Annotated in this window: 26 protein-coding genes; all 26 read right to left on the bottom strand. The window is 45.4% G+C overall.

Going from position 1 to position 12,039, the window contains the following annotated elements:
- Positions 1 to 10: 10 nt before the first annotated feature.
- The 26 genes from rpsD to rplC all read right to left on the bottom strand — a co-directional run bounded on the left by rpsD (position 11) and on the right by rplC (position 12,030).
- Positions 11 to 631: a 30S ribosomal protein S4 gene (gene rpsD / locus H3U73_RS08585; protein WP_025331687.1), complete on the bottom strand. Its 621-nt coding sequence runs from the start codon at positions 629 to 631 to the stop codon at positions 11 to 13.
- 15 nt (positions 632 to 646) lie between these two features.
- Positions 647 to 1,039 (bottom strand): 30S ribosomal protein S11, encoded by a 393-nt coding sequence (gene rpsK / locus H3U73_RS08580; RefSeq protein ID WP_025331688.1) that lies wholly within the window; start codon positions 1,037 to 1,039, stop codon positions 647 to 649.
- 16 nt (positions 1,040 to 1,055) lie between these two features.
- Positions 1,056 to 1,418 (bottom strand): 30S ribosomal protein S13, encoded by a 363-nt coding sequence (gene rpsM / locus H3U73_RS08575; RefSeq protein ID WP_025331689.1) that lies wholly within the window; start codon positions 1,416 to 1,418, stop codon positions 1,056 to 1,058.
- Between the two features lie 56 nt (positions 1,419 to 1,474).
- Entirely contained in the window at positions 1,475 to 1,588 is a 114-nt protein-coding gene (gene rpmJ, locus H3U73_RS08570; protein ID WP_003697674.1) for a 50S ribosomal protein L36, read from the bottom strand.
- A gap of 18 nt (positions 1,589 to 1,606) precedes the next feature.
- Positions 1,607 to 1,825: a translation initiation factor IF-1 gene (gene infA, locus H3U73_RS08565; RefSeq protein ID WP_003684714.1), complete on the bottom strand. Its 219-nt coding sequence runs from the start codon at positions 1,823 to 1,825 to the stop codon at positions 1,607 to 1,609.
- 5 nt (positions 1,826 to 1,830) lie between these two features.
- Positions 1,831 to 3,147, bottom strand: coding sequence for a preprotein translocase subunit SecY (secY, locus tag H3U73_RS08560; protein ID WP_084550949.1), 1,317 nt, complete (start codon positions 3,145 to 3,147; stop codon positions 1,831 to 1,833).
- Between the two features lie 13 nt (positions 3,148 to 3,160).
- Entirely contained in the window at positions 3,161 to 3,595 is a 435-nt protein-coding gene (gene rplO / locus H3U73_RS08555; RefSeq protein ID WP_084550947.1) for a 50S ribosomal protein L15, read from the bottom strand.
- 1 nt (position 3,596) lies between these two features.
- Positions 3,597 to 3,782 (bottom strand): 50S ribosomal protein L30, encoded by a 186-nt coding sequence (gene rpmD / locus H3U73_RS08550; protein WP_025331692.1) that lies wholly within the window; start codon positions 3,780 to 3,782, stop codon positions 3,597 to 3,599.
- Positions 3,775 to 4,293 (bottom strand): 30S ribosomal protein S5, encoded by a 519-nt coding sequence (rpsE, locus tag H3U73_RS08545; protein ID WP_025331693.1) that lies wholly within the window; start codon positions 4,291 to 4,293, stop codon positions 3,775 to 3,777. The genes rpmD and rpsE overlap by 8 nt, the downstream gene beginning before the upstream one ends.
- Positions 4,294 to 4,312: 19 nt before the next feature.
- Complete coding sequence (rplR, locus tag H3U73_RS08540) at positions 4,313 to 4,666, bottom strand: 50S ribosomal protein L18 (RefSeq protein WP_025331694.1); 354 nt, start codon at positions 4,664 to 4,666, stop codon at positions 4,313 to 4,315.
- 13 nt (positions 4,667 to 4,679) lie between these two features.
- Positions 4,680 to 5,213 carry a 50S ribosomal protein L6 gene (gene rplF, locus H3U73_RS08535; RefSeq protein ID WP_025331695.1) on the bottom strand — a complete coding sequence of 178 codons (534 nt, stop codon included), beginning with the start codon at positions 5,211 to 5,213 and terminating at the stop codon, positions 4,680 to 4,682.
- Positions 5,214 to 5,222: 9 nt separating this feature from the next.
- Positions 5,223 to 5,615, bottom strand: a complete 393-nt coding sequence (gene rpsH / locus H3U73_RS08530; RefSeq protein WP_025331696.1) for a 30S ribosomal protein S8 — start codon at positions 5,613 to 5,615, stop codon at positions 5,223 to 5,225.
- Positions 5,616 to 5,629: 14 nt separating this feature from the next.
- Complete coding sequence (gene rpsN, locus H3U73_RS08525; RefSeq protein WP_025331697.1) at positions 5,630 to 5,935, bottom strand: 30S ribosomal protein S14; 306 nt, start codon at positions 5,933 to 5,935, stop codon at positions 5,630 to 5,632.
- 2 nt (positions 5,936 to 5,937) lie between these two features.
- Positions 5,938 to 6,477 carry a 50S ribosomal protein L5 gene (gene rplE, locus H3U73_RS08520; protein ID WP_025331698.1) on the bottom strand — a complete coding sequence of 180 codons (540 nt, stop codon included), beginning with the start codon at positions 6,475 to 6,477 and terminating at the stop codon, positions 5,938 to 5,940.
- A 10-nt stretch (positions 6,478 to 6,487) separates the two neighbouring features.
- Positions 6,488 to 6,811 carry a 50S ribosomal protein L24 gene (gene rplX, locus H3U73_RS08515; RefSeq protein WP_025331699.1) on the bottom strand — a complete coding sequence of 108 codons (324 nt, stop codon included), beginning with the start codon at positions 6,809 to 6,811 and terminating at the stop codon, positions 6,488 to 6,490.
- A gap of 11 nt (positions 6,812 to 6,822) precedes the next feature.
- On the bottom strand, positions 6,823 to 7,191 hold the full coding sequence (gene rplN / locus H3U73_RS08510; RefSeq protein ID WP_025331700.1) for a 50S ribosomal protein L14: 369 nt from the start codon (positions 7,189 to 7,191) through the stop codon (positions 6,823 to 6,825).
- A gap of 232 nt (positions 7,192 to 7,423) precedes the next feature.
- On the bottom strand, positions 7,424 to 7,687 hold the full coding sequence (gene rpsQ, locus H3U73_RS08505) for a 30S ribosomal protein S17 (RefSeq protein ID WP_025331701.1): 264 nt from the start codon (positions 7,685 to 7,687) through the stop codon (positions 7,424 to 7,426).
- Positions 7,687 to 7,878 carry a 50S ribosomal protein L29 gene (gene rpmC / locus H3U73_RS08500; protein WP_025331702.1) on the bottom strand — a complete coding sequence of 64 codons (192 nt, stop codon included), beginning with the start codon at positions 7,876 to 7,878 and terminating at the stop codon, positions 7,687 to 7,689. The genes rpsQ and rpmC overlap by 1 nt, the downstream gene beginning before the upstream one ends.
- Positions 7,878 to 8,294 carry a 50S ribosomal protein L16 gene (gene rplP, locus H3U73_RS08495; protein ID WP_037394618.1) on the bottom strand — a complete coding sequence of 139 codons (417 nt, stop codon included), beginning with the start codon at positions 8,292 to 8,294 and terminating at the stop codon, positions 7,878 to 7,880. Before rplP ends, rpmC begins: the two co-directional genes overlap by 1 nt.
- The gene (gene rpsC, locus H3U73_RS08490) at positions 8,278 to 8,982 is read right to left on the bottom strand and encodes a 30S ribosomal protein S3 (RefSeq protein WP_198190393.1); all 705 of its coding nucleotides are present in this window, start codon (positions 8,980 to 8,982) and stop codon (positions 8,278 to 8,280) included. Before rpsC ends, rplP begins: the two co-directional genes overlap by 17 nt.
- Positions 8,983 to 8,991: 9 nt before the next feature.
- Complete coding sequence (rplV, locus tag H3U73_RS08485; RefSeq protein WP_037394611.1) at positions 8,992 to 9,321, bottom strand: 50S ribosomal protein L22; 330 nt, start codon at positions 9,319 to 9,321, stop codon at positions 8,992 to 8,994.
- Positions 9,322 to 9,331: 10 nt separating this feature from the next.
- Positions 9,332 to 9,607, bottom strand: coding sequence for a 30S ribosomal protein S19 (rpsS, locus tag H3U73_RS08480; protein ID WP_025331704.1), 276 nt, complete (start codon positions 9,605 to 9,607; stop codon positions 9,332 to 9,334).
- A gap of 5 nt (positions 9,608 to 9,612) precedes the next feature.
- Positions 9,613 to 10,449 (bottom strand): 50S ribosomal protein L2, encoded by an 837-nt coding sequence (gene rplB / locus H3U73_RS08475; protein ID WP_037394606.1) that lies wholly within the window; start codon positions 10,447 to 10,449, stop codon positions 9,613 to 9,615.
- Positions 10,450 to 10,454: 5 nt separating this feature from the next.
- The gene (rplW, locus tag H3U73_RS08470; protein ID WP_025331706.1) at positions 10,455 to 10,769 is read right to left on the bottom strand and encodes a 50S ribosomal protein L23; all 315 of its coding nucleotides are present in this window, start codon (positions 10,767 to 10,769) and stop codon (positions 10,455 to 10,457) included.
- Positions 10,766 to 11,386: a 50S ribosomal protein L4 gene (gene rplD / locus H3U73_RS08465; RefSeq protein ID WP_025331819.1), complete on the bottom strand. Its 621-nt coding sequence runs from the start codon at positions 11,384 to 11,386 to the stop codon at positions 10,766 to 10,768. The genes rplW and rplD overlap by 4 nt, the downstream gene beginning before the upstream one ends.
- The gene (gene rplC, locus H3U73_RS08460) at positions 11,386 to 12,030 is read right to left on the bottom strand and encodes a 50S ribosomal protein L3 (RefSeq protein WP_037394597.1); all 645 of its coding nucleotides are present in this window, start codon (positions 12,028 to 12,030) and stop codon (positions 11,386 to 11,388) included. The genes rplD and rplC overlap by 1 nt, the downstream gene beginning before the upstream one ends.
- Between the last annotated feature and the right edge of the window lie 9 nt (positions 12,031 to 12,039).

Here is a 12,039-nt window from a genome sequence, read left to right as displayed (position 1 = left end):
TTAACCAGCTTTATTTAGAGTAAAACTCTACCACCAGCTGTTCATTAATATCGCCACTCAATTCAGTGCGATCTGGCATGTTTTTGAAAACACCTTCCAGCTTGCCTTCTTCAACAGAAACCCAGCTTGGTAAACCAATCTGACTGGCAAGACTGAATGCTTCCTGAATTCGCACCTGTTTTTTGGCTTTTTCGCGAACAGCAACCACATCACCAGCTTTCACCTGAAAAGAAGGGATGTTTACAACCTGACCGTTCACGGTAATGGCTTTGTGAGATACCAACTGACGGGCTTCGGCACGAGTAGAGCCAAACCCCATACGGTATACCACGTTGTCTAAACGAGATTCCAATAACTGAAGCAGCAATTCACCAGTCGAACCTTTACGACGGGCTGCTTCAGCAAAATAACGGCGGAACTGACGTTCTAACACACCGTAAATACGGCGGATTTTCTGTTTTTCACGTAATTGCAGACCATAGCCGGACAAACGCGGTTTTTTTGCGCCATGCTGGCCGGGAGCAGAGTCTAGTTTACATTTTGAATCCAGAGAGCGACGTGCACTCTTCAGAAACAGATCTGTGCCCTCACGACGGGCTAATTTACATTTCGGGCCGGTATAACGTGCCATACTCAAATACTCCTGTTAGATACGACGTTTTTTAGGTGGCCGACAACCATTGTGTGGCAATGGAGTAACGTCTGTAATACTGGTAATCTTGAAACCAAGAGCGTTGAGCGCACGCACAGAAGATTCGCGACCAGGACCCGGCCCTTTAATGCGAACTTCCAGATTTTTTACGCCATACTCTTGGGCAACTTTACCAGCTGCTTCTGCCGCAACCTGAGCGGCAAATGGTGTGCTCTTACGTGAACCTTTAAAACCAGCACCGCCAGAGGTAGCCCAAGATAATGCATTGCCCTGACGGTCAGTGATAGTAATGATGGTATTATTGAAAGATGCATGTACATGCACAATACCTTCACTTACGGATTTACGTACTTTCTTGCGCACACGAGCTGTGTTTGCTTTAGCCATTATTATTCCTTATCAATTATTTCTTGCCTGCGATCGCTTTACGCGGACCTTTACGCGTACGCGCATTGGTACGGGTACGCTGACCACGGCACGGTAAACCACGACGATGACGCAGACCACGATAACAGCCCATGTCCATCAGACGTTTGATGTTCATGGTTACTTCACGGCGCAGATCACCTTCTACATGGTATTTGGCAATCTGTTCACGCAAAGCATCAAGCTGAGTCTCGTCTAAATCTTTTACTTTAGTGCTCGGCACAACGCCGGCAGCTTCGCAAACTAGTTTAGCGCGAGACGAACCAATACCATAAATAGCCTGAAGGCCAATTACGATATGGGCATTGTTAGGGATATTTACCCCTGCAATACGAGCCATATTTTTTCCTTAGGGCAAAAGTCTGTCACTATAACACAAAGACTTATGGTTATCCATTAGCCTTGGCGTTGTTTATGACGAGGGTCAGTACAAATCACGCGTACGACACGATTACGACGAATGATTTTACAATTACGGCAAATTTTCTTTACCGATGGCTGAACGCGCATATTATTTCCTTTCTACTCTTAGCGGGCGCGGAAAACGATGCGGGCACGAGTCAAATCGTACGGAGTCAATTCCACAGTCACTTTATCACCGGGTGAAATACGAATGTAATGCATGCGCATTTTTCCGGAGATATGACCTAAAACGACGTGATCGTTTTCAAGTTTAACTTTAAAAGTTGCGTTGGGCAGGGTTTCAAGAATTTCACCCTGCATTTGTATGGTATCTTCTTTAGCCATAATACTTAACGACGTGATGATAATGATTTCATCGCAGAACGCTTCATCAGATGTTCATACTGACTGCTCATTACGTAAGAAGCGATTTGCGTTTTAAAATCCATGGTCACCACCACCAGAATAAGTAGTGAGGTGCCACCTAGGTAGAAAGGTACATTCATCGCAGAAGTCAGCACTTCCGGAATCAGGCACACGATAGCAATATAAATTGCGCCCCAAAAGGTCAAACGCAATACAACTTTCTCCAGATAACGACTGGTTTGCTCACCAGGCCGGATACCCGGAACGAAAGCACCACTTTTCTTCAGATTTTCTGCCATTTCCCTTGGACTGAACACCAAAGCCGTATAGAAATAACAAAAGAAGATAATAGTAGCTGCAAATAACAAAATATAAACAGGCTGACCATGCTGCAATAATGTAGCCAGTTTCTGTAACCAACTATCAGGATTTGCCGAACCAAACCAGCTTAACAAAGTAGAAGGAAACAAAATGATACTGGATGCAAATATTGGCGGAATAACCCCGGCCATATTCAGTTTGAACGGCAGATGAGAGTTTTGCGCCTGCATAATTCGATTACCTACCTGACGCTTCGCATATTGCACAGGTACTTTACGTTGTGCACTTTCAATATATACAACAGCATATATCAATGCCAGCGCACCAACAATCAGTGCAACAGCCATCAGATAACTAATTGATCCCTGACTGGTTAATGTCAGCAAACGACCAATACCGGCAGGCAGACTGGCTGCAATACCGGCGGTAATAATCAGCGAAATACCATTACCTATACCACGTTCAGTAATTTGTTCACCCAGCCACATCAGAAACATGGTTCCGGTAACCAGACAAACCATAGTCGAGAAATAAAACTCAATCTGACCGGAAACTACTACATTTTGCTGGTAAACAAATGCAGCAGCACCAAAGCTTTGCAAAGTGGCCAGCAAAACAGTACCGTAACGGGTATATTTGGTCAAAATACGGCGCCCCGCCTCACCTTCTTTTTTTAGAGCCTTCAATGAAGGAATAATTTCAGAAGCAAGCTGAATAATAATTGAGGCTGAAATATAGGGCATCACACCTATTGCAAAAATACTGAACCTTTGCAGAGAACCGCCGGAAAACATATTAAGCATACTTAGTATGCCTCCGCCGGCACTTTCATACAATTTGGCCAAAGCAGCACCATCCACACCGGGCACTGGAATATGTGAACCGATGCGGAATACAACCAACGCACCAAGTAAAAATAACAGACGATTTTTCAAATCACCGAACTTTGAAAGTCCTGTTGCGGATTGCGGATTAGCCACTTGAGTCCTTGCCTTATTCTGCTACTTTACCACCGGCAGCTTCAATGGCCTGTTGCGCACCTTTGGTGGCCTTAATACCATTTAAAGTTACCGCCTTATCAATACTGCCTGATGCAATAATTTTAACATTCAGAGCAGTAGCAGGCACCAGTCCTGCCTGTTTCAGAACTAAAACATCAATTTCATCAACTGCAATTTTAGCTAGTTCATCTAAACGCACTTCTGCATTCAGATTAGCAGTCAGAGATTTAAAACCGCGTTTCGGTAGACGGCGTTGCAAAGGCATCTGACCGCCTTCGAAACCGACTTTATGATAACCACCTTTACGGCTTTTCTGACCCTTATGGCCTCGACCACTAGTTTTGCCTAAACCGCTGCCAATGCCACGACCTACACGGCGAGCCGCGTGTTTAGCACCTTCAGCAGGTTGAATGGTATTCAAAAGCATGTTACTTCTCCACTTTCAAAAGGTAGCTGATTTTGTTGATCATGCCACGATTTTCGGGGGTATCAAGCACTTCAACAGTATGCTCGCGGTGACGTAAGCCTAAACCGCGTGCGCAGGCACGATGAGCAGCAATAGTGCCAATCAGACTTTTAACCAGTGTAATGCGTATGGTTTTTTGCTCACTCATGATCTGCTCCTAAAATTTCTTCTACGGTCAGGCCACGTTTAGCAGCAATCTCAGCCGGCGTATACAGCTTAGACAATCCGTCCAGAGTTGCGCGAACAATGTTGTATGGATTGGTTGAACCATGTACTTTAGCAGAGATATTATGAATACCCATTGCATCAAATACCAAACGCATTGGACCACCAGCTTTCACACCGTTACCTTCTTTGGCCGGTTGCATGAATACACGGGTTGCACCATGACGACCAATTACTTCGTGATGAATGGTACGTCCATTCAAAGGCACTTTGATCATATTGCGGCGGGCTTGATCCATAGCCTTCTGTACGGCCACAGGTACTTCTTTAGATTTACCCTTGCCCATACCAATGCGACCATCGCCATCACCTACTACGGTTAAAGCCGAGAAGGCCATAATGCGGCCACCCTTAACCACTTTGGTCACACGGTTTACGGCAACCATTTTTTCAATCAGGCCGTCACCGCGTTCTTCAGTTTCGTGTTTTGCCATATTTCTGGTCTCCAGTTTATTAGAAGCTCAAACCGTTTTCACGGGCTGCCTCAGCCAAGGCTTTAACGCGACCATGGTATTGAAAACCAGAACGGTCAAAAGCCACTGCATCAATGCCGGCTGCTTTGGCTTTTTCAGCAATGCGTTTGCCAACCACAACAGCAGCATCTACATTGCTGCCATATTTAATGCTGGCACGTACATCAGCCTCAAGAGTAGAGGCCTGAGCCAGTACTCGGTCACCTTCTGCGCTAATAACCTGGGCATAAATGTGATTATTGGTGCGGAAAACGCACAATCTCACTTTGTTCAGGGCTGCAATTTTGGCACGGGTTTTACGTGCTCGACGCAGTCTTGCTACATTTTTATCCATCAGTGAGCCTCAATTATTTTTTCTTGGTTTCTTTAATAACGACACGCTCATCAGCATAACGTACACCTTTACCTTTATAAGGTTCCGGCGGACGGAATCCACGAATTTCAGCGGCCACCTGCCCTACTACCTGTTTATCTGCACCGGCAATGATTACTTCGGTAGCAGAAGGAGTAGTAGCAGTAATGCCTTCAGGCAATTCGTAGTTAATCGGATGAGAGTAACCTAAAGAAAGATTCAATACTTTACCCTGAGCCTGAGCGCGATAACCCACACCAATCAGCTGCAGCTTTTTCTCAAAACCATTGCTCACGCCCACAACCATATTATGCAATAAAGCACGAACTGTACCGGATAAAGCATTTGCTTTTGTACTGTTATCATTGGCGGTAACAACCAGCTGACCATCATTCAATGCTACATTCACTTCAGCGTGCTGATGCAGAGACAATTCGCCGTTTTTACCTTTAACAATGATAGCCTCTGGAGAAAACTTAACGTCAACGCCAGCCGGAACCACTACCGGATGTTTTGCAATTCGAGACATGTTTTCTCCTTAGGCAACTACGCACAATAACTCACCGCCAATACCATTGGCACGGGCTTTACGGTCAGTCATTACGCCTTTAGAAGTGCTCACAATCACAACGCCCAAACCATTCATTACAGAAGGAATGTCGTTGGAACCTTTATACACACGCAGACCAGGACGTGATACGCGCTGAATGCGCTCAATTACCGGCTGACCAGCATAGTATTTCAATTGTATTTCCAATGTCGCCTTAGTTTCAGCAGATACGGCGAAATCTTCTACGTAGCCTTCTTCTTTCAAAACTTTGGCAATTGCTACTTTCAGTTTTGAAGAAGGCATACTTACAGAGACTTTATTCGCACGCTGAGCGTTGCGAATACGGGTCAACATATCGGAAATAGGATCATGCATACTCATATTTTATACTCCTATTACCAGCTGGCTTTGATGACACCCGGAATTTCACCACGCATGGCGATTTCACGGATTTTGGTACGGGCCAAGCCGAATTTACGGAAATTACCACGCGGACGACCGGTCAAAGCGCAGCGACGACGTTGACGAATCGGAGCAGCATTACGCGGAATAGCCTGCAGTTTCAGACGTGCCTGAAAATGTTCTTCATCAGTCGCGTTAGCATCATTGATGATGGCGAAAATGGCTTCACGCTTTGCAGCATATTTTTTTGCCAAAGCTTCACGCTTCAGCTCACGATTAATAAGTGCTTTCTTAGCCATAATTAACCCTTAAACGGAAATTTGAACAGAGACAGCAGTGCTTTGGCTTCTGCGTCAGTTTTGGCAGTAGTGGTAATAGTAATATTTAAACCACGCAAAGCATCAATTTTATCGTATTCAATTTCCGGGAAAATAATTTGTTCACGCACGCCCATGTTGTAATTACCACGACCGTCGAATGATTTACCATTTACACCGCGGAAGTCACGTACACGCGGCAAAGCGATTGCAATCAGACGATCCAGAAATTCATACATACGATCACGGCGCAAAGTTACTTTGCAGCCAATCGGGTAATTATCACGGATTTTAAAGCCTGCAATTGACTTGCGTGCTACAGTTACTACTGGTTTCTGACCAGCAATTTTTTCCAGATCACCAACTGCATGTTCCATTACTTTTTTATCGGCAACCGCTTCACCAACACCCATGTTGAGGGTAATTTTTTCAATACGCGGTACTTCCATGATAGATTTGTAACCGAACTGTTTGGTCAACTCAGGAACAACAGTAGTGTTATAAAAGTCTTTTAAACGAGCCATTGATTACTCCTTAAGCTCCCACGGCGGCACCGGTAGATTTATATACACGGGTACGCACTACTTTACCGTCTACAGTTTCTACTTTGATACCTACGCGGTCAGCTTTTTGGGTTTCCGGATTGAAAATCGCTACATTGGAAATAGCCAATGGCGCATCTTTGGTGATTACACCACCTTCAATCCCACGCATGGGGTTAGGTTTCTGGTGACGTTTAACACGATTTACGCCGTCAACAATCACTTTATCACCCAAAACACGCACTACTTTACCCTGTTTGCCCTTATCTTTACCGGCAATAATGATCACCTGATCACCAGTTTTAATCTTTTTCATTGCAACCTCACTTACAGTACTTCAGGAGCCAATGAAACGATTTTCATGAATCGCTCAGTACGTAGCTCACGGGTTACCGGGCCAAAAATACGGGTACCAATTGGTTCCAGTTTGGTATTCAACAGCACGGCTGCATTGTTATCAAATTTGATCAGTGCTCCGTCATTACGACGTACACCTTTAGCTGTACGCACTACCACAGCGTTATATACATCGCCCTTTTTAACGCGACCACGGGGAGCTGCGTCTTTTACGGCCACTTTAATAATGTCGCCTACAGATGCGTAGCGACGCTTAGATCCACCTAATACTTTGATGCACATTACGCGGCGCGCACCAGAGTTGTCAGCCACATCTAAGATGGTCTGCATTTGAATCATGTTATTACCTTTAAAAATCCAACTTAATTTACCGCTTTCAGTCAGCCTGTTACCACTTAATAGCTGTCTGAAACCATTAACGGTTCTAGTAAACCAGTCTTGGGTCCCGAAGGGAGAGTTCCGGCGACTGCCGGAGACTTTCAAGAAACTGAAAGTTAAGGAACGAAGTTTACAGACAATATCTGATTGTCGCAAGACTTCGTTCCCTAATTGCAGCACATTGTTGTGTTAATTACACATTACGCGCTTTCTCAATCAGCTCAGTTACAACCCAGCTTTTGGTTTTTGACAACGGGCGACCTTCGGAAATGACAACAACGTCACCAATACCGTATTGGTTTTGCTCATCGTGCGCATGGATTTTAGTAGAACGACGGATTACTTTACCATACAGCGGGTGTTTCACTTTACGTTCCACCAATACTGTTACAGTTTTATCCATTTTGTCGCTCACGACTTTGCCCTGCAAAGTACGTACGTTTTTAGCTTCAGTCATTATTCACCATCCTTCTGATGCAAAATGGTTTTTACACGAGCAATATTACGACGCACTTTTTTCAGCTCACTGTTTTTACCCAGCTGGCCGGTGGCGTGCTGCATACGCAAACCAAACTGCGCTTTCAACAGACCAACCAGTTCTTCGTTTAACTGCTCAACAGATTTGTCTTTCAATTCACTGGTTTTCATTATTGACCTACCTGGCGTTTAACAAATACAGTCTGAATCGGCAATTTGGCTGCAGCCAGTTCAAAAGCCTGACGAGCCAATGTTTCATCAACACCGTCCATTTCGTAGAGCATTTTGCCCGGCTGGATTTCAGCAATGTAATATTCCACATTACCTTTACCGCCACCCATACGAACCTGAATTGGTTTTTCAGTAATAGGTTTATCCGGGAATACGCGAATCCAGATACGACCGCCACGTTTAATATGACGGGTCATTGCACGACGTGCTGCCTCAATCTGGCGTGCAGTCAAACGACCGCGACCCACAGCTTTCAGACCAAAATCACCAAAGCTAACTTTATTGCCACGAGTAGCAATACCCGTGTTGCGGCCTTTTTGCTGTTTGCGGTATTTCATTCTAGTTGGCTGCAGCATTTCGACCACCTGCCTTTCTGCTGTGTTTCTTGTCCTGTTCCGGCTTAGCCTGAATTTCACCCAGTGTCAGTTCACCTTTGTAAACCCAGACTTTGATACCGATAATGCCATATGTAGTTTTGGCTTCGCTGGTAGCGTAGTCAACATTGGCACGCAGGGTATGTAAAGGCACACGACCTTCACGATACCATTCGGTACGCGCAATTTCGATACCGTTCAGACGACCTGAAGACATAATTTTGATGCCTTTGGCGCCAACGCGCATAGCATTCTGCATAGCACGTTTCATGGCACGACGGAACATAACGCGTTTTTCCAGTTGTCCGGCAATATTGTCCGCAATAATTTGCGCATCGATTTCCGGTTTACGGATTTCTTCGATGTTTACATGCACCGGTACGCCCATGATTTTCTGCAAATCACGTTTTAATACTTCAATATCTTCACCTTTTTTACCGATTACAATACCAGGACGGGCACTGTAAATGGTAATACGTGCAGATTTTGCCGGGCGTTCAATTACCACGCGACCTACAGAAGCATTTGCAAGACGTTTGCGTAAAAAATGGCGTACGTCAATATCTTCTTTCAGCACTTTGGAAAAGTCGCCGCTTTTGGCAAACCACTTGGAAGACCAATCTTTATTCACTGCCAGGCGAAAGCCTGTAGGGTTAATTTTTTGTCCCATCGCTTTTCCTTAGTTGCCTACAATCACGTTGATGTGACAAGTTTGTTTTTCGATGCGGTTACCACGACCTTTAGCACGTGCCTGAAAACGTTTCAGACTCGGACCTTTGTCGATATAAATAGTAACCACTTTCAGTTCATCGATATCAGCACCTTCGTTGTGTTCGGCATTGGCTACTGCAGATTCCAGTACCTTTTTAATCAGTTCAGCACCCTTTTTCGGGCTGAATGTCAAAATGTTCAACGCCTGGGCAATATCTTTGCCACGTACCAAGTCAGCTACCAGACGGGCTTTTTGTGCTGAAATACGGGCATTTTTGTGTTGTGCACTAACTCTCATGTTTTATCCCTTATTTTTTAGCCTTCTTATCAGCCAAATGGCCTTTGAAGGTACGGGTCAATGAGAATTCACCCAACTTATGACCAACCATATTATCGCTGATAAATACCGGCACGTGGGTACGTCCGTTGTGTACAGCAATGGTCAGACCGATAAAATCAGGCAGAATAGTGGAACGACGTGACCAGGTTTTAATCGGGCGTTTGTCGTTATTAGCACGAGCCGCATCGACCTTTTTCAGTAAATGCAGGTCGACATATGGGCCTTTTTTTAATGAACGAGCCATATCAGTTAACCTTTATTTGAGTAACGGCGGCGAACAATCATATTGTTCGTGCGTTTATTACGACGAGTACGATAGCCTTTAGTCGGTGTACCCCACGGGCTAACCGGTTCACGAGCTTCACCTGTACGACCTTCACCACCACCATGCGGGTGGTCAACCGGGTTCATCACAACACCGCGTACGGTCGGACGAATACCACGCCAGCGTTTAGCACCGGCTTTACCCAGTTTTTGCAGGCTTTGTTCTTCATTGCCTACTTCACCAATGGTGGCACGGCAGTCAACATGAATTTTACGTACTTCACCTGAACGCAGACGCAGCTGTGCATATACGCCTTCTTTTGCCAGCAATACAGCAGATGCACCGGCTGAACGAGCAATCTGTGCACCTTTACCCGGTTTCATTTCAATACAATGAAGAGTTGTACCTACCGGAATATTGCGGATTGGCAGATTATTACCAGCTTTAATTGCAGCTTCAGAACCGGAAACCAATACGGCACCTACCTGAACATTACGCGGCGCAATAATGTAACGGCGTTCACCATCTGCAAAACACAATAACGCAATATGAGCGGTACGGTTCGGATCGTACTCAATACGTTCTACTTTAGCAGCGATACCGTCTTTATCATTACGTTTAAAGTCAACAATACGGTAATGGTGTTTGTGACCACCACCTTTATGACGGGTTGTAATGCGTCCGCCATGATTACGACCGGCAGTTGAAGACTGTTTTTCTAATAGTGGTGCATAGGGTGCACCTTTGTGCAAGCCTTCCGCAACCACGCGTACCATGCCGCGACGGCCAGCAGAAGTCGGCTTCATTTTAACAATAGCCATAGTGCTTATTCCTTATCTGCAGAAGCGGCAGCAGATTCAATATCCAGCTCCTGACCAGCCGCCAGGCTGACATAAGCTTTCTTAACATCACTGCGCTTACCGATGGTACGGCCAAAACGTTTGTTTTTGCCTTTAATGATGGTTGTGGCTACAGAATCCACTTTCACATTAAATAATAGTTCCACTGCTGCCTTAATTTCAGGTTTAGTGGCATTCGGCAATACTCTAAACGTCATCTGGTTGCGTTTTTCAGCCAGCATGTTGCTTTTTTCGGAAACAACAGGAGCCAAAAGCACTTGCATTAAACGTTGTTGATTCATACCCATTGCTCCTCAAGTTGTGCAACTGCTGCTTTGGTAAGCACCACTTTCTTAAAGCGTAACAGATTGTACGGATCAGTTTGCTGTGCTTCCAGAACCAGTACATTCGGCAGGTTGCGGCTAGACAAGTAAACGTTTTCATCCAGCTGTTTGGTAATGAACAATACCTGCTCCATACCCAGATTTTTAACCTGTTCAGCAAATGCTTTGGTTTTAGGAGTAGCAGCAGATAATTCATCAATAACAAACAGGCGTTCATCGCGTACCAGCTGAGACAGAATGGCTGCCATACCCGCACGGTACATCTTACGATTTACTTTCTGGGTAAAGTTTTCATCTGGTTTATTCGGGAACGCACGACCACCACTGCGCCACAGCGGAGAAGATGTCATACCGGAACGGGCACGGCCGGTTCCTTTCTGACGCCATGGTTTTTTAGTGGAGTGTTTTACTTCGGCACGGGTTAACTGTGAACGGTTACCGGAACGGGCATTAGCCAGAAAAGCTGTAACCAGCTGGTGAACCAGATCTTCATTGTATTCACGTGCAAACAATGCGTCAGACGCAGCAACTGCACCTGCAACCTGACCCTGAGCATCAATTAATTTCAGTTCCATTACGCACCTACCTTCACGCTCGGACGCACGACAACGTCGCTGTTAACCGCACCGGGCACCGCACCTTTTACCAGCAATAACTGACGTTCGGTGTCTACGCGTACGATTTCCAGATTCTGAATGGTGGACTTAACGTTACCGTACTGTCCGGCCATACGTTTACCACGGAATACGCGACCCGGATCCTGTGCCATACCGGTTGAACCAGGCACACGATGAGAGCGTGAGTTACCGTGAGAAGCACGCTGAGAACCAAAATTGTGACGTTTGATGGTGCCAGAAAAGCCTTTACCTTTACTGGTACCAGTGACATCAATTAACTGACCTGCTGCAAAAATGCCGACATTGATTTCAGCACCGGCAGACAATTCAGCCAGTTTTTCTTCAGAAACAGCAAATTCAACCAAGCCACGACCGGCTTCAACACCTGCCTTGGCAAAATGACCTGCCTGTGCCTTGCTTACGCGATTGGCTTTTTTCTGACCAAAAGTTACCTGTACGGCAGTGTAGCCATCAGTAGCTTCGGATTTGAGTTGAGTGACGCGATTAGCAGACATATCCAGTACAGTTACCGGAACTGATGCGCCGTTCTCATCGAACACGCGCGTCATGCCTACTTTGCGCCCAACCAGACCTAAAGTCATAGTTATTTC

The organism is Snodgrassella sp. W8124 (genome assembly GCF_016100875.1).
In the GTDB taxonomy this organism is placed as follows: domain Bacteria; phylum Pseudomonadota; class Gammaproteobacteria; order Burkholderiales; family Neisseriaceae; genus Snodgrassella; species Snodgrassella alvi.
The sequence above is the reverse complement of the archived record's forward strand: the minus strand, read 5'-3'. Positions and strand labels throughout refer to the sequence as shown.